We start from the raw sequence: 21,788 nt of genomic DNA, 5'->3' as shown, positions 1-21,788 counted from the left end.
GGGGTGCCCCGACCCGTCAGCGCCTGGCGTACTCACGGAAGCCGCGGCCGGTCTTGCGGCCGAGGCAGCCCGCGGCGACGAGGTGCTCCAGCAGCGGCGCCGGGGCGAGCCCGGGGTCGCGGAACTCGGCGTGCAGCACCTTCTCGATGGCCAGGGAGACATCCAGGCCGACGACGTCGAGGAGTTCGAACGGCCCCATCGGGTAGCCGCCGCCGAGCTTCATGGCGGCGTCGATGTCGTCCAGCGAGGCGTAGTGCTCCTGGACCATCTTGATCGCGTTGTTCAGGTACGGGAACAGGAGCGCGTTGACGATGAAGCCGGCCCGGTCGCCGCAGTCCACCGGGTGCTTGCGGACCTTCGCGCAGACCGCGCGCACGGTGGCGTGCACGTCGTCGGCGGTCAGCACGGTACGGACGATCTCCACCAGCTTCATGGCGGGCGCCGGGTTGAAGAAGTGCATCCCGATGACGTCCTGCGGGCGCGAGGTGGCGCGGGCGCAGGCCACGACCGGCAGCGAGGAGGTGGTGGTGGCGAGCACCGCGCCCGGCTTGCAGACCTTGTCCAGGGTCGCGAAGAGCTGCTGCTTGATCTCCAGGTCCTCGGCGACCGCCTCGACGGCCAGGTCCACCTCGGCGAAGGCGTCCAGCGAACCGGCCGGGGTGATCGCCGCAAGCGCGGCATCCCGTGCCTCGGCGGTGAGCCGGCCCTTGTCGACCGAGCGGCCCAGCGACTTGGTGATCCTGGCCTTAGCCTTCTCCGCCTTCTCCAGGCTGCGGGCGGCCAGCACGACCTGGAAGCCCGCCTTGGCGAAGACCTCCGCGATACCGCTCGCCATCGTCCCGGAACCGGCGACGCCGACGCTGCGGACCTCACGGCCCGACGCCTGCCCGTCGGCGGCCGCGGGGGTCTCCGCGTCCGGCACGACCGTGGCGCTGCCCGGCGCCTCGTAGGTGTAGAAGCCGCGGCCCGCCTTGCGGCCGGTCAGCCCGGCCTCGGCCAGCTGGCCCAGGATCGGCGCGGGGGCGTGCAGCCGGTCGCGGGAGTCGGCGTACATCGCCTCCAGGACCGTACGGGCGGTGTCCACCCCGATCAGGTCGAGCAGCGCCAGCGGGCCCATCGGCAGCCCGCAGCCCAGCCGCATGGCGGCGTCGATGTCCTCACGGGTCGCGTACTTCGACTCGTACATCGCGGCGGCCTGGTTCAGGTAGCCGAACAGCAGGCCGTCGGCGACGAATCCGGGCCGGTCGCCGACCGCGATCGGGTCCTTGCCCAGGTCGCGGGCGAGCTCGGTGACGGCGGCGACCGCGGCCGGCGCGGTCAGCACCGAGGAGACCACCTCGACCAGCTTCATGGCCGGCGCGGGGTTGAAGAAGTGCAGGCCGAGCACCCGCTCCGGGCGCTGCGAGTCGGCGGCCAGCCGGGTCACCGACAGCGCGTTGGTGCCGGTCGCGATGATCGTCTCCGGGCGGACGATGCCGTCCAGCGCGGTGACGACCTGCCGCTTGAGCTCGTAGTCCTCCGGGACCACCTCGATGACGAGATCGGCGTCCGAGGCGGCCTGGAGATCGGAGAAGGTACGGAAGCGGGCCAGGACGTCCTGCCGCTCCCGCTCCGTGATCCGCTCGCGCTGCACGGCGCGGGCGGTGGCGGCCTCCAGGGACGCGACGGCGTTGCGGGCCGCGGTCTCGTCGGTGTCGATGCCGATGACCTCACGGCCGGCCCGGGTCAGCACCTCGGCGATACCGGTGCCCATGGTGCCGAGACCGACGACGGCCACTGTGGAAAGGGACAGGGGGGAGACTTCAGTTGAGAGGTCTGGGGTGGACTGAGGGCCCATCGCGAGACTCCAGAGGGTGTTCCCCTGAGGGCAGGGGAGAAGGTGACGACTGAGGGGTGTGCGCGCGGACGCGGCGAGAAGCAGAACGCGGCGGCGGGATGCGGCGGTGAACCGCTGAAGGCCGCAGCGCTGCGGGCAGCGCCGGCGGTGCCGGAGACCGGCAAGCCCTGTCCCGGGGCCGTGCCGTGTACTCCGTAAAAGTGTCGTGCTGTGCCGAACCGACTTCACTCTTGGCGGCTGCGTCACCAGGCCGCCCGAGCAGGGGTGCTGCTCGTTCCAGCAGGTTAACCGGTGGGTAACCAGAGCGCCAGGGGTAGTGGCCGTCATTAGGCTGTGGCGCAGGCCACGTCGCGCGATCCGTGGTGGCCCGACGGGAGGGGTGCAGCAAATGGAAGACCAATTCCACGAGTTGACGGACCGGGTGCGGACCGAGCTCCGCTCACCGCAGGATCTGGTCGCCTACGAGCGGCTGCTGGGACTCGCCCGCAAGAACACCCCGGCCGGGCGGGAGGAACTGGCCCGGATGCTGGTCGCCGTCGAGCGGCCCCTGTGGGCCAGGGAGATCGCCGCCTTCGTCCTCGGCTGTGCCGGCGACAAACGGGCCTTCGAAACGCTCGTCCTGCTGCTGAACTACCGGGAACCGGTGCGCTGCGCCACCGCCGCCCACGCGCTGGGGCGGCTCGGCGACCCGCGCACCGCCCGCGCCGCCGCCGCACTCGCCACCAACCCGCTGCGCACCGCGTACGCCCTGCACCCCGTACGCCTGCTCGCCGAACTCCGCGCCCCGCAGTCCGTACCGGCCCTGATCGCCACGCTGGAACGATTGCTCACCCCGCACACCCCGTACTGGCGGGTGGCCCTCGCCTGCGTCGAGGGCCTCGGTGCCCTGGGAGACCGCCGCGCCGTCCCCACCCTCACCGCCGCCGTCGCCCACCCCCGCCTGGCGGCCGCGGCCGCGGCGTCGCTGGCGCGGCTGGGGGTCCACGAGGAGGTCGGGGTGCGGGCGGACGGCGCCGAGAAGGGCGACGGAGAGGAGGCCGGCGGTCCGGCCGGCGGGCCCGCTTGACCTTGACCCCAAGGGCAACGTTCGACACTCCCGCCATGGAACACGCAACGAGTGCCGGGCCCGGTGTGCCCGCAGCACAGAGCAGGGTCGTGATCGTCACCGGAGCCGGTACGGGAATCGGGCGGGCCACCGCGCGTGCCTTCGCGGCGGAGGGCGCGCGGGTGGTGGCGGTGGGCCGCCGGGCCGAACCGCTGGCGGAGACGGCGGCAGCCGCCGGGAGCGGCGAGATCGTCCCGTACCCGGCCGACATCACCGCGGACGGCGCACCGGAGGATCTCGTACGGCAGGTCGCCGAGACGTACGGGCGGGTGGACGTACTGGTCAACAACGCCGCCGTGGTGGGTGACGGCGCGCTCGGCGCCTACACCAAGGAGCAGCTGGCTCCGCTGCTGGCGACCAATCTCGTCGCGCCGGTGCTGCTCACCCAGGAGGCCGTGCCGCATCTGGAGCGGACCGGCGGGGTCGTGGTGAACCTCAGTACCTCGGTCGGGCAGCGGGGCTGGCCGGGCAACTCGGTCTATGCCGCGACCAAGACCGGGCTCGAACTCCTCACCCGCAGCTGGGCGGTGGAGCTCGCACCGCGCGGCATCCGGGTCGTCGCCGTCGCACCCGGGGCGATCGAGACCCCGATCGCCCTGCACCAGGGCTGGTCGCCGGAGCAGCGGGCGGCCATACGGAAGTGGCAGATCGAGCACACGCCCATGGGGCGGGTCGGCCGCCCCGAGGAAGTGGCCTGGGCCGTCACACAGCTCGCTGCGCCGTCCGCGTCCTTTGTGACGGGGGTGATCCTTCCGGTCGACGGGGGAGCGGTGGTCGGCTGAGCGGACCGGGGCGCGGGGGCGGCCCGTCGGCACCTGGTAGAAACGGCTCCGGAGGGAAGGTGGTCCGGTGCGGATCGGGGAGCTGGCGCAGATCACGGGGGCGTCGCCGCGCGCGCTGCGCAACTACGAGCGCGAGGGGCTGATCGGCTCGGAGCGGGCGGCGAACGGCTACCGCGTCTACGACGGGCGCGCGGTCGTACGCGTCCGCAACATCCGCCACCTTCTGGACGCCGGGCTCACGCTCGCCGACGTCCGCTGCTTCACGGACTGTCTGGACGGCGATATGACCAGCGGCCCGCCGTCGCCCGAGGGGCTGCGTATCGCCCGCGAGCGGCTCGCCGCCATCGACGAGCGGATCGCCGCCCAGATGGAGGCGCGGAACCGGCTCGCGCGGGCGCTGGCGGAGGTTCCGGCCGCTACGTAGGGGGCCGGGCTCGCCGCTTTCCGGGCCCGGTTGGGGTGGTTGTCCCTTAGGGGATGTTCGAACAGATCCCCTAAGGGTTGGGAGGGCCCCCTGCGGGTCCACAACGCGGGGGGAGGGGGAGGTATTCCCGAACGCGGGGGCAGGGGGAGGTATTCCCGCCCGAGGAGCCCTCCTCTCCCGTCAGAGCAACGTCAACTGGGTGGGTTCCGAAGGGGAGTTGGCGGCGGCGGAAGAGGCGGGGGAGCCGGAGGAAGCGGTGGGGTCCGGAAGTCCGGCGGGCTCTTCGGGGCGCGCGGTGATGCCCCGGTGTTCACCGGGGCGGTACGGGCCGATGCCGTATTCCGTGGCGAGTTCGTGGACCTGGCGGGTTATTCGGCGCTGGTACCACTTGGGGGCGTAGGCGCCGTCCGCGTACATCCGCTCGTAGCGGCGCACCAGAGGGGGGTGGTGGTGGCCGAGCCACGCCATGAACCACTCGCGGGCGCCCGGCCGCAGATGCAGTACGAGCGGGGTCACCGAGCCGGCGCCGGCCTCCGCGACGGCCCGGACCGTGGCGCGCAGCTGGTCCGGTGCGTCGCCCAGGAAGGGGATCACCGGTGCCATCAGTACGCCGCAGGGGATGCCGTGCGCGGTGAGCGTGCGCACCACGTCCAGGCGGCGCTCCGGGGCGGGGGTGCCGGGCTCGACCGTGCGCCACAGCTCGCGGTCCAGGAAGCCCACGGAGACGGAGATGCCGACGTCGGTGACCTCGGCGGCCTGTCGCAGGAGATCCAGATCGCGGAGGATGAGGGTGCCCTTGGTGAGGATCGAGAAGGGGTTGGCGTGGTCGCGCAGCGCCGTGATGATGCCGGGCATCAGGCCGTACCGTCCCTCCGCCCTCTGGTAGCAGTCGACGTTCGTGCCCATGGCTATGTGGTCACCGCGCCAGCGGCGCGCGGTCAGCTCGCGGCGCAGCAGTTCGGGGGCGTTGACCTTCACCACGATCTGCGAGTCGAAGCCGAGGCCGGTGTCCAGGTCGAGATAGCTGTGTGTCTTGCGCGCGAAGCAGTAGACGCAGGCGTGGCTGCAACCCCGGTAGGGGTTCACGGTCCATTCGAACGGCATGCGGGAGGCGCCCGGCACGCGGTTCACGATCGAGCGTGCGCGCACCTCGTGGAAGGTGATGCCGCGAAATTCGGGGGTGTCGATCGTCCGGCTGACGACGTCGGTGCCGAACAGCGCGGAGCCGCCGTCGCCCAGATTGTCCCAGCGCATCGGGCCTCCTTCTGCGTCCTGCCGAGATCGTGCAGTGGTCCTGCCGAGGTCGTGCAGGGATTCGTGTCGCGACCGGTCGTGGCTCCGGTCGTGAATTCGGGCGAGCCCCCCGACTCGATAATAGAACACGTGTTCCCTTAGTGTCTGTCAACCCGATTTTGGGCGGGCCCCCCAGTGGTGGTTGGCTTGGCGGCGCACCGTAGACCGGCAGCCGACTACTGGAGGAAGACACACATGGGTCAGGTCGAGGCCACCACGCAGCGCGAGATCGCGGCGGACCCGGAGGACGTGTTCGACGCGCTCGCCGACTACAGCGGCACGCGCCAGAAGCTGCTGCCCGAGCACTTCAGCGAGTACGAGGTCCGCGAGGGCGGCGACGGCAAGGGCACCCTCGTCCACTGGAAGCTCCAGGCCACGAGCAAGCGGGTGCGTGACTGTCTGCTGGAGGTCGACGAGCCGACCGACGGCCAGCTGGTGGAGAAGGACCGCAACTCCTCGATGGTGACCACCTGGGTCGTCACGCCGACCGGCGACAAGCGCGCCAATGTCGTCGTCACCACCACCTGGCAGGGCGCGAGCGGTATCGGCGGCTTCTTCGAGCGGACCTTCGCGCCCAAGGGCCTCGGCCGGATCTACGACGCGATCCTCGCCAACCTCGCCACCGAGATGGAGAAGTGAGCGGCGCCTTCGCTCCGCAACCCCCTCTCTCGGGGTCTCGTGGCGCTCACCGGTTCGGGTGGTTTCCGCCGCGCCGCGCTGCCCGGTCCGCCGGGCGGTCGCGGCACGGAAACCCCTGATGGGCGCCCAATAGGCACCCCGGGCAACGTACTTGACGTCAGTTCCCGCCCCGCACGCTCGAATCGTCCCGCTTGATCGCTGTTGTTGCCCGATGCGAGAAATGGGCGCCGACAGCAGGCGTGACGAGGGGAGCAGTACGTGGGCGGGACCACCCTGAGGAAACGCGGCGCACGGCCCGGGTCGCCCGCCCGAGGCCCGGTGCCCGATACGGACCCCTGGCAGGACCCGGGCGGTGCCGCGGACTTCCCGCTGAGCCCGGCCCGTGTCCGTACCGTCTTCGCGGGCCTGCTGCTGACGCTGCTGCTCGCGGCCCTCGACCAGACCCTCCTCGCCACCGCGCTCCCGAGAATCGCCGGTGAGCTGCACGGACGGGACACGATGTCCTGGCCCGTGACGGGCTATCTGCTGGCCACGGCCGTCGGTCTGCCGGTCTTCGGGAAGCTCGGCGACCTCTTCGGCCGCAAGGCCCTCTTTCTCTCCGCGGTCCTGGTCTTCCTCGCCGGCTCGGCGCTGACCGGCTGGTCCCGCTCCATGGATGAGCTGATCATCTTCCGGGTCGTCCAGGGCGCGGGCGCCGGCGGAGTCCTGATCGGCGCCCAGGCGATCGTCGTCGCCATCGTGCCGCCGTGGGTGCGCGGCCGCTGCACGGGGCTGATCGGCACCGCCTTCGGACTCGCCCTCGCGGCCGGGCCGCTGGCCGGCGGCCTCTGCGTCCAACACGCCTCATGGCGCTGGGCCTTCTACCTCAATGTCCCGTTCGGGCTGCTGACGGTCCTCCTGATCGCGTTCGCCCTCAGGCTGCCCAGGCTCGTCCGCCGCCCCCGGCTGGACATCGCCGGTGCGCTGCTGCTCGTCGCGTTCGTCGCCTGCCTGGTGCTGCTGACCGGTTGGGGCGGTACGGAGTACGCCTGGAACTCGCGGATCATTCTCGGGCTCGTCATCGGAGGGCTCGGCACCGCCCTGATGTTCCTGTCCGTCGAGTACTTCGCCGCCGAACCGCTGCTCCCGCTCCGGCTGTTCCGCGACGCGTTCTTCAACGTCACCGGGCTCGTCGGTGCCGCCGTCGGTCTCGCGCTCTTCGGCGCCGGCAGCTATCTGCCGGCCTTCCCGCGCATGGTCGGCGGCGGCACGGCCGTGGCGGCCGGGCTGCTGATGCTGCCCATGACGGTCGGGCTGGTGACCGCAGCGACCGTCTCCGGGCGGATCATCAGCCGCACCGGCCACTACCGGGTCTTCCCGATCCTCGGCTGCGCGGTGGCCGGCGAGGGGATGTGGCTGCTGTCCCAGATGGCGCGGGACACCTCACGCGAGGTCTACAGCCTCTGGGCGGGCATTCTCGGCCTCGGTATCGGCTTCGTCCTGCCGGTGCTGGTGCTCGCCGTGCAGAACTCCGTACGCCGGGCCGGCCTCGGCGGCGCCGCCCACAGCTGCTTCCGGCAGGTCGGCGGCAGCGTCGGCGCGGTTCTCTTCTGCGCCTTCTTCGCCAACCGCGTGGCCGCCCAGTACGCCCCCGCACCGGCCGGGCACGTGCGACCGCCGGCACCGGAGTCGATCACTCCGCTGCTGGTGCGCGCACTGCCCGACGCGGTCCGTGACAACTACGTCACCGCGCATGTGCTGAGCATGCCGCGGCTCTTCCTCTACCTCGTGCCGGTGCTCGTCCTGGGCTTCCTGTTCGCCCTCTTCCTGAAAGAGAACCCCCTGGTGTCCCACGCCTCTCACGCTTCGCAGGCCCCGCAGCCCCCGCACGCGCCGTACGGCGACCCGGAGACCTCCGCCACCGTGCCACCGGCACGCTCCGCCGAACCGGCCACCGCATCCGCTGCGTCCGCCTCGTATGCCTCGCCCGCCAACTCCTATGGATCCGTGGCGACTTACGCCCGCCCCTACACCGCGGGGCACGCCCCGGCCACGGCCGGAACCCCGGTATGCGGAACCGTCCAGCACCACGACGGCACGATCGTGCCGCGCGCCGCACTCACCCTCATCGACGTCGCCGGCCGGCAGATCGGCCGCGGCGCCACCGGCGAGGACGGACGGTACGCGCTGAGCACGCCGGGCGCCGGCGCGTATGTGCTGATCGCGGCCGCGGGCGGCCACCAGCCGCAGGCGGTCAGCGTCACCGTCGGCGAGCGGCCGGTCGAGCTGGATGTGGTGCTCGGCGGCGCCGGACGTCTCGCCGGCTCCGTCACCACCGCCGACGGCACGCCCGTCCGCGATGCCATGGTCACCCTCACCGACGTACGCGGCGACGTGGTCGCGACCACCCGCAGCGGGCGCGAAGGCGGCTATGTCATCGGCGACTTGGTGGCAGGCGAATACACCCTGGCCTCCAGCGCCCCGGCCTTCCGGCCCACCGCCCTCCCGGTGACCGTCCAGGCGTCCCGCGAGACCCGGCAGGACATCGAACTCGCCGGCGGCGCGGTACTGCGCGGGACCGTACGGGCCGGCGGCGGCCGCCCCGTCGAGGACGCCCGGGTCACGCTCATGGACGCGGCAGGAAACGTCGTCGACACCACCACGACCGGACCCGACGGCCTGTTCCGCTTCGTCGACCTGTCGGCCGGCGAGTACACCGTGATCGCCGCCGGATACCCGCCGATCGCCACCGTCCTCCAGGTCGCGGGCGGCGGACGCACCGAACGCGACCTCCAGTTGGGGCACTCGGACTAGCGCCGGTCCGAAGGTGGTGTGTGCACACGCCCACGCGCCACCTCTTCGTGGAATGCCGCCCGCCGCATCGCCCGGCAGCCGTACCGTGGTTGTGGTGGTGCAAGATCGGTGTACGAAGGAGCAACCGCCCATGGAGCGTGGCCAGTCGCACGGTGACGACACGGTGGGTGCGGCCCCCTGGGTGCCCGCTCCACGGGACCCCGTTCCCGGGCGGATTCCGCTTGCCGTCGTGGTGGTCGGGGCGGACGGGCGGATCTCCCACTGGAGCAGCGGCGCGCGCCGGCTCTTCGGACCCACCCGCGAGGAGGCCGTCGGCGCCTGCGCCGTCGATCTGATGCCGGTCACCGGAGCGCTGGGCACCAAGGAGTGGGACGGGCGCGAAGACGGCCCCGAGGAGGGCCACGGGCCCGGCCTGGAGGCGTCGTTGGTCGGCGCCACGTCCTACCCGACGGCGGGCCGCGCCCGGATGGCCGACACCGGGACCGCCGCGCTGGACGTGCTCTGGTGGGCGTACCCGCTCGTCGGGCCCGGCGCCGAGCGGCTGCTCGTACTCGCCGCGGACGCCGCCCAGGTGCACCGCGGGCAGGGGAGCGACGAACGATTCGTGCCCGCCTTCGCGCTGCACACCGACTTTCCCGGCTCCGCCGACCTGGCCCGCCGACTGCCGGAGATCCTGCCGAGCATGAGCCCCCAGGAGAGTGCCCGGATCGTCTCCCAGGTGCTGGAGCTGGGCTATCCGGTGCTGGAGATCAGCCAGCAGGAGCGCTTCCCCGTGACCCCGGACTGGGGTGTGCCGCGCCGCGTCGAGCGGCGCACCAGACTGCTGCGCGCGGCACGCGCCGTGGCGGACGATCCGCAGGCCGCCGCCGCTGCCGCCGCCGAGCTGGAGTCCGACCTCGAATACGCCGCGGTCCGCGAGCGGCTGGAGTTCCTCAACGAGGTCAGCGGCCGGATCGGCTCCTCACTGGACCTGGCCCGCACCATCCAGGAGGTCAGCGAGGCCGTCGTCCCCCGCTTCACCGATGTCGCCGGCACCTATCTGCGCGAACAGGTCGTCGCCGGCGAGGGCTTCCCCGACGGGCCGCCCGACGCGATGACCATGTGGCACCGCGTCGCCGTCGAGCACAACGACGAACCGGGCCGCTGGGACGACGTCGTGCCCGTCGGCGAGTCGATGACCTTCCCCGTGCAGACGCCGTTCTTCCAGTGCATGACCACGGGGCAGCCGGTCCTCGTACCGCGGATCAGCGACGAGATGGGCAACGCCATCGCGGCGCAGTTCGAGAAGCGCGACATCAGCCCGCTGATCAACGGGCGGTCGCTGCTGGTCGTCCCGCTCAAGGCGCGCAATGTCGTGCTCGGCTTCATGATCCTGCTGCGGCATCCGGAGCGTACGGAGTTCCATGACATGGACCGGGTGACGGGCGCGGAACTCGCCGCCCGCGCCGGGCTCGTGCTCGACAACGCCCGGATGTACACCTTCCAGGAGAACGTCGCCGAGACGCTCCAGGACAGCATGCTGCCGCAGATCGCCCCACGGATGGCCGGCTGCGACACCGCCACCCGCTATCTGCCCGGCACCCGCCTCGGCCGGGTCGGCGGCGACTGGTTCGACACCATCAAGCTGCCCGGGTCCAGGACCGCCCTCGTCGTGGGCGATGTGATGGGCCACGGGCTGAACTCGGCAGCGATGATGGGCCAGTTGCGGACCGCCGTACAGACCATGGCGGCCATCGACATGCACCCCGCGCAACTGCTGCGCGGCCTGGACGACCTTGCCCAGCGGCTCGGCGACAACTACCTCGCCACCTGCCTGTACGCGGTCTACGACCCGATCGGGCAGCGGCTGACGCTGGCCAACGCCGGGCATATCCCGCCCGTCCTGGTGCGCGCCGTGGACGGCCGCAGCGAACTCCTCCGGCTTCCGACGGGCGCGCCGATCGGCGTCGGCGGGGTGGCCTTCGAGGCCGTGACCGTACCGGTCGCGCCGGGGGACCGCCTGGTGCTGTGCACGGACGGTCTGGTGGAGGTGCGGGGCGAGGACATCGGGGTGGGGCTGGCCGCGCTCGCCGAGTCCGCCGCGCATCCCGCCGCCTCCATGGACGACGCCTGCGACGCGATCATCCGGGCGCTGAACGTCACCGGCGACCGCAAGGACGATGTGGCGCTGCTGATGGCCCGGCTCAACGGCATCACACCGGACGCGGTCGCCGAATGGCGGCTCGCCATCGACCCCCGGGAAGTCAGCCGGGCCAGACGCCTGACCGGCCGTCAGCTCGCCGACTGGGGGCTGGGCTCGTCCGCCGAGACGGCGCAGCTGATGGTCAGCGAGGTCGTCACCAACGCCGTACGCCATGCGCACACTCGGCATGTGGTGCTGCGGCTGGTGCGCACCGACGCCCTGCTGTGCGAGGTCTCGGACGACGACCACGCACTGCCGCAGTTGCTGAGCGCGGGCCCCGACGACGAGTACGGGCGGGGGCTGCGGGTGGTGAGCCGGCTGGCCCGGGAGTGGGGGACGAGCCGGACATCCACCGGGAAGACGGTGTGGTTCGAGCAGGCCCTGCCGCAGTCTCGGCAGGTGCGGCAGGTACGGGGCTCGAACGCCATGTGAAAGGTCGTCAGAAAAGTGGGTGGCGCTCTTGCGGGGCGATCACGCACGGGCGTAGCAATTGGGCCATGAGCGCTTCGAGCCGAAATCTGCAGGCCTGGGAAGGCTTCTGGGGCGATGCCGTGGGCGGCGAGGGCGAGGCCTTATGGGACTCGGACCCGGCACTGACGGCGGGCCTCCATCTGCCCTGCTTCGACGGGCACTTCGACGCCGAGCTGCCGCTCGTCGACCTGGGCTGCGGAAACGGCACCCAGACCCGCTTCCTGGCAGGCCGCTACGCCCGGGTCCTCGGCATCGATTTCGCCGCGGCGGCGGTCGGGCATGCGCGGGCCGACGACGAGACGGGCACGGTCGAATACCGTCGGCTGGACGCCGCCGACGACGCCGCGATGCGGGCCCTGCACGACGAACTCGGCGACGCCAACATCTATTTGCGCGGTGTGCTGCACCAGTGCGCCCCTGAGGACCGCGCGCTGATCGTGGCCAATGCCGCCGGTCTCCTGGGCGAGCGCGGCCGGATCTTCGCGGTCGAGCCGGCCGAGACGGCCAAAGAGGTCCTGATGTCCGTACTGCACACGGACGGAGCGCCGCCCGCCAAGCTGGCCGCCGTCTTCGCGCATGGCATCGCACCTGGAGAGATGGCCGATTCCGCGGTCCCCGAACTGCTGCGGGAGAACGGGCTGCGGGTGGCCGAGGAGGGGCAGCTGCCGCTGGCGACCACCGAGTGCCGACCGGACGGCACCCGGCTCGAACTTCCCTCCAACTGGGTCGTGGCGGGGCCGGTGGAGTGAGCCGGCGCGTCCGGCTCACGCGGCGTCCGCGGGCTATCCCGCGCGGGCCGGACGCCGGTGGTGGGCCAGTGCGGCATGCGGGTCCAGACCGCCGGCACCGGGCGTGGGATCGGGGTGGATCAGCGCGTCGGTCAGCCGCGGGACGGCGTGCAGCAGAGCGTGCTCGGCCTCGACGGCCACCTGGTGGGCGGAGAACAGGTCCAGGGCGCCGTCTATGACGACGGCCGCCTCGGCGCGCAGCTGGTGGCCGATCCACCGCATCCGCAGCTCGCCCACCGACAGCACCCCCGGCACCCCGCGCAGGGTGCGTTCCGCGGTGTCGACCAGAGCGGGGTCGACGGAGTCCATCAGCCGGCGGAAGACCTCCCTGGCCGCGCCGCCCAGCACCAGCAGGATCGCGACGGTGATCAGCAGGCCGACGACGGGGTCCGCGAGGCGCCAGCCGAGCGCCGCCCCGCCCGCGCCGAGCAGAACGGCCAGTGAGGTGAAGCCGTCGGTGCGGGCGTGCAGCCCGTCGGCGACCAGCGCGGCTGAGCCGATCCTGCGGCCGGTGCGGATGCGGTAGCGGGCCACCCATTCGTTGCCGACGAAGCCGGTGAGCGCGGCCGCGGCGACCGCGGGCAGGTGGCTGATCTCGCGCGGGTCCAGCAGCCGGTCGACCGCGGTCCAGGCGGCGAGCACGGCGGACGCGGCGATGGTGAGCACGATGACGATGCCCGCCAGGTCCTCGGCGCGGCCGTACCCGTAGGTGAACCGCCGGGTCGCGGCCCGGCGCCCGAGGAGGAACGCGACGCCGAGGGGGACGGCGGTCAGCGCGTCGGCACCGTTGTGCAGGGTGTCGCCCAGCAGCGCCACGGAGCCGGACAGCGCGACGACCAGGGCCTGCACCACGGTGGTGACACCCAGTACGGCGAGCGAGATCCACAGGGTGCGCATGCCTTCCGCCGAGGCTTCCATCGCCTGGTCGACCTTGTCCGACGCCTGGTGGCTGTGCGGGGTGAGCAGATGCGTGAGCCGGTGGGTGAAGCGAGCCCGGCGGCCCGGCCCGTGGTGGTGCCCGTCCGGTTCATGGGATGCATGCGGTTCGTGGGATGCATGCGGGCGGTGTGGCTCGTTGGCCGGGGGGTTCTCGCGCATCTCACTCACGGCAGCTCACGCCTTCCGTCGAGGGACAGGTGACAGGTTCACCGCGATACGAATACGACAGGCCGGTGGACAGCGGCCGGCTGCCCTCCCCATTATGTGCTTATGAGCGCACGCATGCACCTATCAGATGCACACCGGTCGCAGGAGCGAGACGCGGGCGCGCGGCTGACCGTGGCCGCCGAAGTCCTCGGCATGCTCGCCGACCGCACCCGGCTGGCCCTCCTCCAACGCCTGGCCGAGGGCGAGGCGGATGTCACCACCCTCACCGGCGCGTGCGGCGCGGCGCGGCCCTCCGTCAGCCAGCATCTGAGCCGCCTCCGGCTGGCCGGACTCGTCACCAGCCGCAAGGAAGGCCGCCGGGTGATCTACGCACTGCGGCACGGTCACCTCCGCCGCCTGGTCGAGGAGGCCCTCAGCGTCGCCGACCACCAGCTCGGACACCTTCCGCCGCATGACTGACCGCCGTATGACCCTCCGGCTACGCAGCCCCCCGCCCCGCCCCGCCACTCACTCGGCCTGGGCCACCAGGTGCCGGGTGAACCAGTCCCGGGCCAGCCCGGCGACCTCGTCCAGAGCCCCCGGTTCCTCGAAGAGATGCGTCGCACCCGGGACGATCTCCAGCTTGTTCTCGCAGCGCAGCTGCGCCTGGGCCTCCCGGTTGAGATCCAGCACCAGCGTGTCGTCACCGCCCACGATCAGCAGCGTCGGCGCCCGTACGTCGCCGAGCCCCCGTCCGGCGAGGTCGGGCCGCCCGCCCCGGGAGACCACGGCGCCCACCCGCGAGTTGGGGGAGGCGGCGGCCCGCAGTGCCGCGGCGGCGCCGGTGCTCGCCCCGAAATAGCCGATCGGGACGGACACCTGGCCGCGCAGCCAGTCGGTGGCGTCCGCCAGCCGCTGCGCCAGCGTCCCGATGTCGAAGACGTTCGCCCGGTCGGCCTCCTCCACCGGCATGAGCAGGTCGAAGAGGAGAGTGCCCAGGCCCGCCCGGTTGAGGGCCGCCGCCACCATCCGGTTGCGCGGGCTGTGCCGGCTGCTGCCCGAGCCGTGCGCGAACATCACGACCGCCCCGGCGTCCGCCGGCAGTACGAGATCCCCGGCCAGCGGGAGCCCGCCCGCGTCCACCTCCACCGCGGCCTCGGTGGCCGGCGCCGACCGGCGGGGCGGGGGGTCGGCCCCGGCCTCCTCCAGCAGGGCGATGACGTCCTCGTCAGGGGTCTGGGAGAAGTCGCGGTACCACTCGCCGACGGCCGAGAACCCGGCCGGCGTGGACAGGCACACCACCTCGTCCGCCTTGGTGCGCAGCCAGTCCACGGCGTCGGGCGGCGCCACCGGCACGGCGAGCACCACGCGCGCCGCGCCCTGCGCCCGTACGACCTCGCACGCGGCCGCCGCCGTGGCACCGGTCGCGATGCCGTCGTCGACCACGATCGCGGTCCGCCCGTTGAGCGGCAGCCGCAACCGGTCGCCGCGGAACCGCCGCGCCTGCCGAGCGAGTTCCGCCTCCTCGGTGTGCTCGACGGTGGCCACGTCCTGCCGGCTGACCCGGCCGCGGCGGACGATGTCGTCGCTGATCACCCGTACGCCGCCCTCGCCGATGGCGCCGAACCCCAGCTCACGGTGGTAGGGGACGCCGAGCTTGCGGACCACGATCACATCGAGCGGAGCGCCGAGCGCCCGCGCGACCTGGAAAGCCACCGGGACCCCGCCGCGAGGCAGGCCCAGCACGATGGGATCTTCCGCCTTGAGGTGCCGGAGCGCCTCGGCGAGATGGCGCCCCGCATCCGTGCGATCAGTGAACAGCACGTGCAGCACCCCCTACCCAGGGGAGACGGAGACCACGTCCACACCTACTTCGAAACAACCCCATTTGCGAGCATTTTGCAAGTGCTCCACGAGGCACGGAGCGGCCGCCGTGCGACATGTCTACCGTCGATCCTGTGGAGCGTCGGAGGAACCGATAAGGAGCGGCGGATGGGACGAATCGGAGCGGTGCTCATCGATATCGACGGCGTGCTCACGGTGTCCTGGAAACCCCTGCCCGGCGCCGTGGAGGCCATGGAACGGCTGCGCGCCAAGGGACTCCCGCTGCTGCTGGTCACCAACACCACCTCACGCACCCGCGCCTCGATCGCCGCGAAACTGGCCGCGTCCGGCTTCCCCGTAGGTGTCGACGACATCCTCACCGCGCCGGCCGCCACCGCCGCGTATCTGCGCGAGCACTACCCGGGGGCGCGCTGTCTGCTGCTCAACACCGGCGACGTCGGCGACGACCTGACCGGCGTCACGCTCGTGGACGTGGCGGAGACGGCCGCGGACGGTGACGCCGCCGCACCGGACGTGATCGTCTTCGGCGGCGCGGGCGACGCCTTCGGCTACCCGGCGCTCAACGCCGCCTTCCGCCATCTGCAACGCGGTGTCCCGCTGGTCGCCATGCACCGCAATCTGTACTGGCGTACCGCGGGCGGCCTCGACCTCGACACCGGGGCCTTCCTCCTGGGACTGGAACGGGCCGCCCGCGTCGAAGCGGAAATCACCGGCAAGCCCGCGGAGGCGTTCTTCGCCGGCGCGCTCGCGCAGCTCGACGCCACGCCCGCCGAAACGCTGATGGTCGGCGACGACATCGAATCCGATGTGTTGGCGGCCCAGCGCTGCGGTATCACCGGCGTACTCGTCAAGACCGGCAAATTCCTCCCCGAGGCGCTGGACGCGGCCACCGGCACCCCCGACCACGTGCTCGACTCCTTCGCCGACCTCCCGGCGCTTCTGGAACGAGGGGGAGGGGGGTGATCGAAACAGCCCCCTAACGCCTGCTCGCGGCTACGGCGACGATGCCGCTGAGGGCGGCGAGTGCCACACACAACGGCGAGTACAGGAAAGTGTTCAGTCGCTGGAATTCGGGGGCGGCTCCGGAGTTCATGAAGTACCCACCCAGGCCACGGGCGAGCAGAACCACGGCCAGGCCGTACATCCCCACCAACCGCAGCCATCCCGGGCCGATCCCCGGGATGAACTCATTGACCATGAGAGTGAGCGCAGCGCCACCGATCAGTGCCAGACCCACCAGAAAGGTGCTCGGTCCCGGCGGCATCACGCCGTCGTCGCTGCCACGGCCACAGTGCGGACCATTTAAACCAGCCACTTCCCCTCACGCATAAGAGTCCGTCCCTTCATCTCGGGAACCGTTCCCCACGCCTGCAGAAACTCCGGGATGACCTGGAAGAAGACATAAGAGGGGTGATCCTTCCGAGGATCCCAGCCGTCCTTGGCCGCGAAGGCATCGCCCACCTCGGCCGGAAGTTCCTCGCGGGTCAGCATGCGCGCGGTGCCGTGTACCGAGACCACGTCCCTGGTGTGGCCGAAGCTCAGGCGGACCCGTCCTGTGGCGGACAGGTTGCGCCCGGTCGGGTTGGTGACGCGGGTGGCCAGCCACACGGCCTCGCCGTCCCACCAGAAGGCAAGCGGAACGAGGCACGGCTCGCCGGCGGCGTCGGCCGTGGCGACCCACACATCGTTGTCCCGTGCGAGTCGTTCCAGCGCCTCGCGCTTGCGCTGCTCCGGGCTGCGGGGACCGTGTGGAGGATCAACTGACGTCATGGAACGAGGTTATGGCGTGAGGCACTGCACCACATCCGTCAGCGGAACTAGGACTCAGGGCCGAGAGCCGGCCTCATGTGGGCAGGCGGGTTGATGCAGCTCATGCAGCTCATGCAGGTTATGCAGCTGATGCGGCTGAACTCCCAGCGCAGCTGGTCTCAGGCCAGGTGGCCAATTGCGCCTAGTCGGCGGCCAGGCCCGCGATTTCCGTTGGTGTCCAATGGCCCTCGGCGCCCGGGCAGGAGGCCAGATATTCGGCGGCCCGCAGGGTGCTCCATCCGTGTGCCGCGACGATTCCCGCGAGGAAGTGCCGTAGATAGGCCGCGGCGGGCGGGTTGACCGGGACGTCCTCCCTGCGCCAGGGGGCCGTGAACGTCAGTACCGGATGGCCGTCCAGCCGCCCGGCGTACACCAGGGTCTCGTACCGTCCCGGCCCCAACCGGGCCCGTCCGTGCGCGAGTACCTCCGTCAGGTCGAGGTCTTCTCCCGGCTCCCGGTACATCTCCTGCGCCGTGATGTCGGAGAACTGACCGAGCGTCAAGAGATGGGCGCGGGCGGGAAGTTGGCCCTCGCCGTCCGGGTCGTAGAAGGCTCTGCCGCCCGTCCACACCTGCGACTCGGTGGCGAAGTACATCAGCCCCGGCAGCATGAACGGCACCGAGCGCGCGGGCCGGCGGGAGTCCCGGCAGCCGGGGTAGGCGCGCCGGCCGCCGGGCGGACGGCCCCCGGCGAGGTAGTAGTCCAGCCGGTCGAGATGCATGTTGGAGCCGTAGGCCGCGTACCAGACGAGCCGTGGCGGTGTGGTCATGTGCTCTCCTCGACCGTCAGGTGCCCGCTCACGGGGTGGTCGTCGTCGAGCAGGGTGACGTGGCTATTGGCCCAGCGGTCCAGACGTCGGGCCGCCGAGCAGGGGTGGTATGCGGCGGTGGGCAGTTGGTGAATGCGTTTGCGGCCGGTCTCGTCGAGGCGGTACGGGACCTCGAACGCCGTGTGCCGGCGGTCGATGTCGGGGCCGAAGCGTTCCTCGGCCTGGGCGGCGTCGATGCCCGGATACTGCGCCATGTCGGCCCACGAACTGCCGCCGGCGGCGTGGTCGCTGAGAACGAGGCGGGTCAGCCCCCGCCGTGAGTATTTGGCGCGGCAGTCGTCGTAAGGGGTCTCTTCGGCCATGTGTCACAGCGTTACATGCCTGCTCGCATTCCGGGACGTCACGATGCCGTGGACCGGCGGACGTTACGGTGACGTGGATCCAGGGGGTCCAGGGCACTCAGGGCATTCAGTGGATCCAGCGGGCCGGACGAGTGGGGGAGACGTATGGCTACGGATGAGGTGCTGGTTGTCGGGGCAGCTCTCCGATGCCGCGGACGAGCCGGCCTTCTGGCAGGTGGGCTGTCTCGAAGTGGCCACCACTCAGGCGCGTGTGGAGCAGGCCCATGCGGATGTCGGGCACGGCCGTGGGCTCGGCATCGAGGCGCGGGTGATCGATGCGGCGGCCGCGGCCGCGCTGGCCCCCGCGCTGGTCGACGGCGAACGGGCGCTGGGCGCGCTGCACATCCCCTCCGACGGCGCCGCCGACCCGGTGCGGCTGACCGGCGCCCTGGTGGCCGCCGCGGAGCGGGGCCGGCGCCCGATTCCGCTGGCGTACGCCCGTGCAGGCACTGGAAGTGGACCGCGGCCGGGTCATCGGGGTGCGGACGGCGGGAGCGGGAGACGGGGCGGGAGAACTGGTGCGGGCGGGCCGGGTGGTGCTCGCCACCGGGATCTGGGGTCCGGTGCTGGCCGCCGCTGCCGGCGTGCGGCTGCCCATGGTGGACGTCCAGCATCCGTATCTCTTCACCGACGAGCGGCCCGAACTCGACGACACGCCCATCGACATGCCGATCGTGCGCTACCCCGACCACACCGTGTACACCCGCCGGCACGGTCGCCGTTACGGCCTGGGCAGCTATGCGCACAGCCCGCTGCCGCTGGAGCCGTCCGCCGCCCTCGGAGGGGCCGAACTCCCTTACTGCGAAGGGGATTTCGGTACCGCTCTCGGCGAGGCTCGGCAGCTCGTACCGGCCTTCCGGGAGGCTCCGCAGGGGCGCCGGCTCAACGGTGTCTTCGCGCTGACCCCGGACGAGCTGCCGCTGGTGGGCCCGGCGGCCGGTCTGCCGGGGCTGTGGCTGGCGGAGGCCGGCTGGGTCACGCACGCCGCCGGCGTGGGCCGGCATCTGGCGCACCTGCTCCTGGAGGCCGGCGAGCCCGTTGTGGACCCCGGCCGGCTGGCTCCCGGGCGCTTCGACCACTGGAGCGATCGCAAGGTGCGGGAGACCGCGCTGGGGAACTACCGGGGGATCTACGACGCCCATTGACGGACCGGCGGCGGCACCGGACCCGTCCGGACGCCGCCGCCCGGATCACCGAGCCGGTTACTTCAACGACCCTGCCCTTACTTCACCGACCCTGCCATGACGCCCTGCACAAAGTGCCGTTGGAACGCGAAGAACACGATCAGCGGCACGATGAGGGACAGAAACGCCCCGGGTGCCAGCACGCCGATGTTGCTGCCGAACTGCCGCATCTGGGACTGGAGGGCCACCGTCAGCGGCTGTGACGCGTTGTCGGCGAAGAGCAGCGCCACCAGCATGTCGTTCCACACCCACAGGAACTGGAAGATGGCCAGGCTCGCGATGGCCGGCCGGCCCAGCGGCAGCACCAGCTGGGAGAAGATCCGCCACTCCCCGCCGCCGTCCATCCGCGCGGCCTCCAGCATTTCCTTGGGGATCTCCGCGAAGTAGTTGCGGAGCAGGAAGATGGCGAACGGCAGGCCGTAGGCGGTGTGGAAGAGCACCACGCCGGGGATGGAGCCGAACAGCCCGAGCGCGCCGAACAGTTTGGCCACCGGCAGCAGACCGATCTGGACCGGGACCACCAGCATGGCGACGACCAGCAGGAAGATCCAGTCCCGTCCGGGGAACTCCAGCCAGGCGAAGGCGTATCCGGCCAGGGCGGCGATCACCACGACGGCGATGGTGGTGGGCACGGAGATCAGCACCGTGTTCCAGAACGCCTGGGTGATGCCGGAATCCTTGAGCAGCGCCGTGTAGTTGTCGAAGGACAGCTGACCGGGCGCGGTGAGCGCCTGCCACCAGCCGCTGCTCGCGTTCGCCTCCTCCGTACGGAGGGAGGAGAGGAAGAGGCCGGCGGCCGGGGTGAGCCAGACCAGGCCGACGATCAGCAGGAACGCCTGGATCACGGTGCGGCCGACCCGCTTGGTCGGCGGTGTCTTCGCGGGCCGTATCTTCCCGGGCCGTATCTTCCCGGGCCGTGGCTTGGCCCGCCTCCGGGACACGGCGGCATCCTGAATGGTGGTCATGACTGGCTCCTGCGGAAACGTCGGATGTTGAAGGCCATGGCCGGGACCACCAGGAGCAGCAGCAGGACACCGAGGGCGCTGCCCAGTCCCTGGTTGTTGCCGCCTCCGAAGGAGACCAGCCACATCTGCAGAGCCAGCACATTGGCGTCCTGCTGCACGGGGCCGGGGGCGATGATGTAGACGAGGTCGAAGACCTTCATCACGTTGATCACCATGGTCACGAACACCACGCCCAGGACGGGCCCGAGCAGCGGCACGGTGATCCGGCGGAAGACCTGCCACTCGTTCGCGCCGTCCATCCGGGCCGCCTCCAGGACGTCCCGGGGCATCGCGGAGAGTCCCGCGCCGATGAGGACGAGGGCGAAGCCGGTCCAGATCCACATGTAGGCGCCGATGATGGCGGGGGTGATCAGGGCCGGGCCGAGCCAGGAGATGCCCTCGTACGGCGGGGCGAAGTCCTTGGCGGGGAGCTGGACGGCGTACGAGCCTTCGCGCAGACCGGCCAGGCGGTAGGAGCCGTCGGGTCCGGTGGTGGCCTTGGCGGCGACCTTGCCGTGTGCGTCGACCGCCTCGACGGTGAGCTTCGGCAGGCCGCGTTCGGTGCGGTCCACCTTGCCGGGCTTGCCGCCACCGCCGGGCGTGAAGTCGATGTAGACGACGCCCCGCAGCTCGTCCTTCGCGGCCGGGGTCTTGGCGGCCGGCGCGGCGGGCTTGGCCGTCTTGGGCATGTCCTTGGGGGCGACGCCGACCAGGCCGAGGTTGGCGGTGTTCCCCGGGCTGGTCAGGTCGGCGGTGCGATAGCCGCCGTCCTTGCCCTTGGTGAGCTGCTTGTCGCCGATGCGGGACTTGGCGGTCGGGTAGGAGGTGGCTTCGCCGTCGACGCTGTCGTGGATGCCGACGGTGACGGCGTTGAGCACACCGCGCTGCGGGTCCTGCTCGTAGGCGAGGCGGAAGATGATGCCGGCGGCGAGGAAGGAGATCGCCATGGGCATGAACATCAGCAGCTTGAACGCGGTCTTCCAGCGGATCTTCTCGGTCAGCACGGCGAGGACCAGGCCGAGCCCGGTCAGCAGTGCGGGGGCGAAGACGACCCAGATGGCGCTGTTCCGGATGGCCCGGAGCGTCGCCGGGTCCTGGAACATCTCGGTGTAGTTGTCGGCGCCGACGAAGGTGTTGCCGGTGGCGTCGTAGAGGCTGCGGATGACCGAGAAGACGATCGGGTACGCGACGAGCGCGCCCAGCAGCAGCAGTGCGGGGAAGGCGAACAGGGCGGCGATGAGGCGGCGGCGCCTCACGGCGTGCCGCCGGGGGTCGCCGGGCCGGCTGGACGCGCCGGGCGGCGAGGGGGGCGGGGTGCCGCCCGCGGTCGCGGGCGGCACCTCGGTGGTGGTCACAGGCATGAGTGGGGCCTCTTG

At 71.6% G+C, this 21,788-nt stretch carries 20 protein-coding genes; 10 read left to right on the top strand and 10 right to left on the bottom strand.

Annotated features, from left to right (window positions below; all coding sequences use genetic code 11):
* Positions 1-16 precede the first annotated feature (16 nt).
* The gene (locus tag FCH28_RS15220; protein WP_136740395.1) at positions 17-1,837 is read right to left on the bottom strand and encodes a 3-hydroxyacyl-CoA dehydrogenase family protein; all 1,821 of its coding nucleotides are present in this window, start codon (positions 1,835-1,837) and stop codon (positions 17-19) included.
* A gap of 388 nt (positions 1,838-2,225) precedes the next feature.
* Between FCH28_RS15220 and FCH28_RS15215 the strand changes: the two genes are divergently transcribed.
* From FCH28_RS15215 to FCH28_RS15205, 3 genes are all read left to right on the top strand, one after another.
* Entirely contained in the window at positions 2,226-2,903 is a 678-nt protein-coding gene (locus FCH28_RS15215; protein WP_136740394.1) for a HEAT repeat domain-containing protein, read from the top strand.
* 35 nt (positions 2,904-2,938) lie between these two features.
* Positions 2,939-3,724, top strand: coding sequence for an SDR family NAD(P)-dependent oxidoreductase (locus FCH28_RS15210; protein ID WP_136740393.1), 786 nt, complete (start codon positions 2,939-2,941; stop codon positions 3,722-3,724).
* A gap of 67 nt (positions 3,725-3,791) precedes the next feature.
* Positions 3,792-4,148 (top strand): MerR family transcriptional regulator, encoded by a 357-nt coding sequence (locus FCH28_RS15205; RefSeq protein ID WP_136740392.1) that lies wholly within the window; start codon positions 3,792-3,794, stop codon positions 4,146-4,148.
* 180 nt (positions 4,149-4,328) lie between these two features.
* Here FCH28_RS15205 and FCH28_RS15200 read toward each other — a convergent pair whose 3' ends face one another.
* Positions 4,329-5,402, bottom strand: a complete 1,074-nt coding sequence (locus FCH28_RS15200; protein WP_246102866.1) for an Rv2578c family radical SAM protein — start codon at positions 5,400-5,402, stop codon at positions 4,329-4,331.
* A gap of 234 nt (positions 5,403-5,636) precedes the next feature.
* On the opposite strand from FCH28_RS15200, the gene FCH28_RS15195 reads away from it, so the two are divergent.
* The 4 genes from FCH28_RS15195 to FCH28_RS15180 all read left to right on the top strand — a co-directional run bounded on the left by FCH28_RS15195 (position 5,637) and on the right by FCH28_RS15180 (position 12,275).
* Positions 5,637-6,080: an SRPBCC family protein gene (locus FCH28_RS15195; protein ID WP_136740391.1), complete on the top strand. Its 444-nt coding sequence runs from the start codon at positions 5,637-5,639 to the stop codon at positions 6,078-6,080.
* Positions 6,081-6,338: 258 nt separating this feature from the next.
* A complete protein-coding gene (locus FCH28_RS15190) occupies positions 6,339-8,873 on the top strand; it encodes an MFS transporter (protein WP_136740390.1) in 2,535 nt (844 codons plus the stop codon).
* A 130-nt stretch (positions 8,874-9,003) separates the two neighbouring features.
* Positions 9,004-11,487, top strand: a complete 2,484-nt coding sequence (locus tag FCH28_RS15185) for a SpoIIE family protein phosphatase (RefSeq protein ID WP_169314163.1) — start codon at positions 9,004-9,006, stop codon at positions 11,485-11,487.
* Between the two features lie 65 nt (positions 11,488-11,552).
* A complete protein-coding gene (locus tag FCH28_RS15180) occupies positions 11,553-12,275 on the top strand; it encodes a class I SAM-dependent methyltransferase (protein ID WP_136740388.1) in 723 nt (240 codons plus the stop codon).
* 33 nt (positions 12,276-12,308) lie between these two features.
* On the opposite strand, the gene FCH28_RS15175 is transcribed toward FCH28_RS15180, so the two are convergent.
* A complete protein-coding gene (locus FCH28_RS15175) occupies positions 12,309-13,412 on the bottom strand; it encodes a cation diffusion facilitator family transporter (RefSeq protein WP_136740693.1) in 1,104 nt (367 codons plus the stop codon).
* A 111-nt stretch (positions 13,413-13,523) separates the two neighbouring features.
* Between FCH28_RS15175 and FCH28_RS15170 the strand changes: the two genes are divergently transcribed.
* The gene (locus tag FCH28_RS15170) at positions 13,524-13,880 is read left to right on the top strand and encodes an ArsR/SmtB family transcription factor (protein ID WP_136740387.1); all 357 of its coding nucleotides are present in this window, start codon (positions 13,524-13,526) and stop codon (positions 13,878-13,880) included.
* Positions 13,881-13,928: 48 nt separating this feature from the next.
* Here the strand turns inward: FCH28_RS15170 and FCH28_RS15165 are convergent, their stop codons facing one another.
* Positions 13,929-15,224 carry a phosphoribosyltransferase family protein gene (locus FCH28_RS15165; RefSeq protein WP_136740386.1) on the bottom strand — a complete coding sequence of 432 codons (1,296 nt, stop codon included), beginning with the start codon at positions 15,222-15,224 and terminating at the stop codon, positions 13,929-13,931.
* A 168-nt stretch (positions 15,225-15,392) separates the two neighbouring features.
* Here FCH28_RS15165 and FCH28_RS15160 point away from each other — a divergent pair, with 168 nt between their 5' ends.
* Complete coding sequence (locus FCH28_RS15160) at positions 15,393-16,208, top strand: HAD-IIA family hydrolase (protein WP_136740385.1); 816 nt, start codon at positions 15,393-15,395, stop codon at positions 16,206-16,208.
* Between the two features lie 13 nt (positions 16,209-16,221).
* On the opposite strand, the gene FCH28_RS15155 is transcribed toward FCH28_RS15160, so the two are convergent.
* From FCH28_RS15155 to FCH28_RS15140, 4 genes are all read right to left on the bottom strand, one after another.
* The gene (locus FCH28_RS15155) at positions 16,222-16,509 is read right to left on the bottom strand and encodes a DUF3995 domain-containing protein (protein ID WP_136740384.1); all 288 of its coding nucleotides are present in this window, start codon (positions 16,507-16,509) and stop codon (positions 16,222-16,224) included.
* 38 nt (positions 16,510-16,547) lie between these two features.
* The gene (locus FCH28_RS15150; protein ID WP_136740383.1) at positions 16,548-17,015 is read right to left on the bottom strand and encodes a pyridoxamine 5'-phosphate oxidase family protein; all 468 of its coding nucleotides are present in this window, start codon (positions 17,013-17,015) and stop codon (positions 16,548-16,550) included.
* Between the two features lie 181 nt (positions 17,016-17,196).
* Positions 17,197-17,823, bottom strand: coding sequence for a histone deacetylase (locus tag FCH28_RS15145; protein WP_136740382.1), 627 nt, complete (start codon positions 17,821-17,823; stop codon positions 17,197-17,199).
* Positions 17,820-18,185, bottom strand: a complete 366-nt coding sequence (locus tag FCH28_RS15140; protein ID WP_136740381.1) for a hypothetical protein — start codon at positions 18,183-18,185, stop codon at positions 17,820-17,822. The genes FCH28_RS15145 and FCH28_RS15140 overlap by 4 nt, the downstream gene beginning before the upstream one ends.
* 479 nt (positions 18,186-18,664) lie before the next feature.
* Here FCH28_RS15140 and FCH28_RS39195 point away from each other — a divergent pair, with 479 nt between their 5' ends.
* Positions 18,665-19,369: an NAD(P)/FAD-dependent oxidoreductase gene (locus FCH28_RS39195; protein WP_246102864.1), complete on the top strand. Its 705-nt coding sequence runs from the start codon at positions 18,665-18,667 to the stop codon at positions 19,367-19,369.
* Positions 19,370-19,446: 77 nt separating this feature from the next.
* Here FCH28_RS39195 and FCH28_RS15130 read toward each other — a convergent pair whose 3' ends face one another.
* Positions 19,447-20,373, bottom strand: coding sequence for a carbohydrate ABC transporter permease (locus FCH28_RS15130; protein ID WP_136740380.1), 927 nt, complete (start codon positions 20,371-20,373; stop codon positions 19,447-19,449).
* On the bottom strand, positions 20,370-21,773 hold the full coding sequence (locus FCH28_RS15125) for an ABC transporter permease subunit (protein WP_136740379.1): 1,404 nt from the start codon (positions 21,771-21,773) through the stop codon (positions 20,370-20,372). Before FCH28_RS15125 ends, FCH28_RS15130 begins: the two co-directional genes overlap by 4 nt.
* Positions 21,774-21,788 lie beyond the last annotated feature (15 nt).

This window comes from Streptomyces piniterrae, assembly GCF_005048155.1.
In the GTDB taxonomy this organism is placed as follows: domain Bacteria; phylum Actinomycetota; class Actinomycetes; order Streptomycetales; family Streptomycetaceae; genus Streptomyces; species Streptomyces piniterrae.
Note: the sequence above shows the minus strand (reverse complement) of the source record. Positions and strands in the feature narration are given on the sequence as shown.

Coding starts and splice junctions, on each gene's coding strand:
- FCH28_RS15220 (WP_136740395.1), bottom strand. CDS start 1,837: ATGGGCCCTCAGTCCACCCCAGACCTCTCAACTGAAGTCTCCCCCCTG.
- FCH28_RS15215 (WP_136740394.1), top strand. CDS start 2,226: ATGGAAGACCAATTCCACGAGTTGACGGACCGGGTGCGGACCGAGCTC.
- FCH28_RS15210 (WP_136740393.1), top strand. CDS start 2,939: ATGGAACACGCAACGAGTGCCGGGCCCGGTGTGCCCGCAGCACAGAGC.
- FCH28_RS15200 (WP_246102866.1), bottom strand. CDS start 5,402: ATGCGCTGGGACAATCTGGGCGACGGCGGCTCCGCGCTGTTCGGCACC.
- FCH28_RS15195 (WP_136740391.1), top strand. CDS start 5,637: ATGGGTCAGGTCGAGGCCACCACGCAGCGCGAGATCGCGGCGGACCCG.
- FCH28_RS15185 (WP_169314163.1), top strand. CDS start 9,004: ATGGAGCGTGGCCAGTCGCACGGTGACGACACGGTGGGTGCGGCCCCC.
- FCH28_RS15180 (WP_136740388.1), top strand. CDS start 11,553: ATGAGCGCTTCGAGCCGAAATCTGCAGGCCTGGGAAGGCTTCTGGGGC.
- FCH28_RS15175 (WP_136740693.1), bottom strand. CDS start 13,412: ATGCGCGAGAACCCCCCGGCCAACGAGCCACACCGCCCGCATGCATCC.
- FCH28_RS15170 (WP_136740387.1), top strand. CDS start 13,524: ATGAGCGCACGCATGCACCTATCAGATGCACACCGGTCGCAGGAGCGA.
- FCH28_RS15160 (WP_136740385.1), top strand. CDS start 15,393: ATGGGACGAATCGGAGCGGTGCTCATCGATATCGACGGCGTGCTCACG.
- FCH28_RS15155 (WP_136740384.1), bottom strand. CDS start 16,509: ATGCCGCCGGGACCGAGCACCTTTCTGGTGGGTCTGGCACTGATCGGT.
- FCH28_RS15150 (WP_136740383.1), bottom strand. CDS start 17,015: ATGACGTCAGTTGATCCTCCACACGGTCCCCGCAGCCCGGAGCAGCGC.
- FCH28_RS15145 (WP_136740382.1), bottom strand. CDS start 17,823: ATGACCACACCGCCACGGCTCGTCTGGTACGCGGCCTACGGCTCCAAC.
- FCH28_RS15140 (WP_136740381.1), bottom strand. CDS start 18,185: ATGGCCGAAGAGACCCCTTACGACGACTGCCGCGCCAAATACTCACGG.
- FCH28_RS15130 (WP_136740380.1), bottom strand. CDS start 20,373: ATGACCACCATTCAGGATGCCGCCGTGTCCCGGAGGCGGGCCAAGCCA.
- FCH28_RS15125 (WP_136740379.1), bottom strand. CDS start 21,773: ATGCCTGTGACCACCACCGAGGTGCCGCCCGCGACCGCGGGCGGCACC.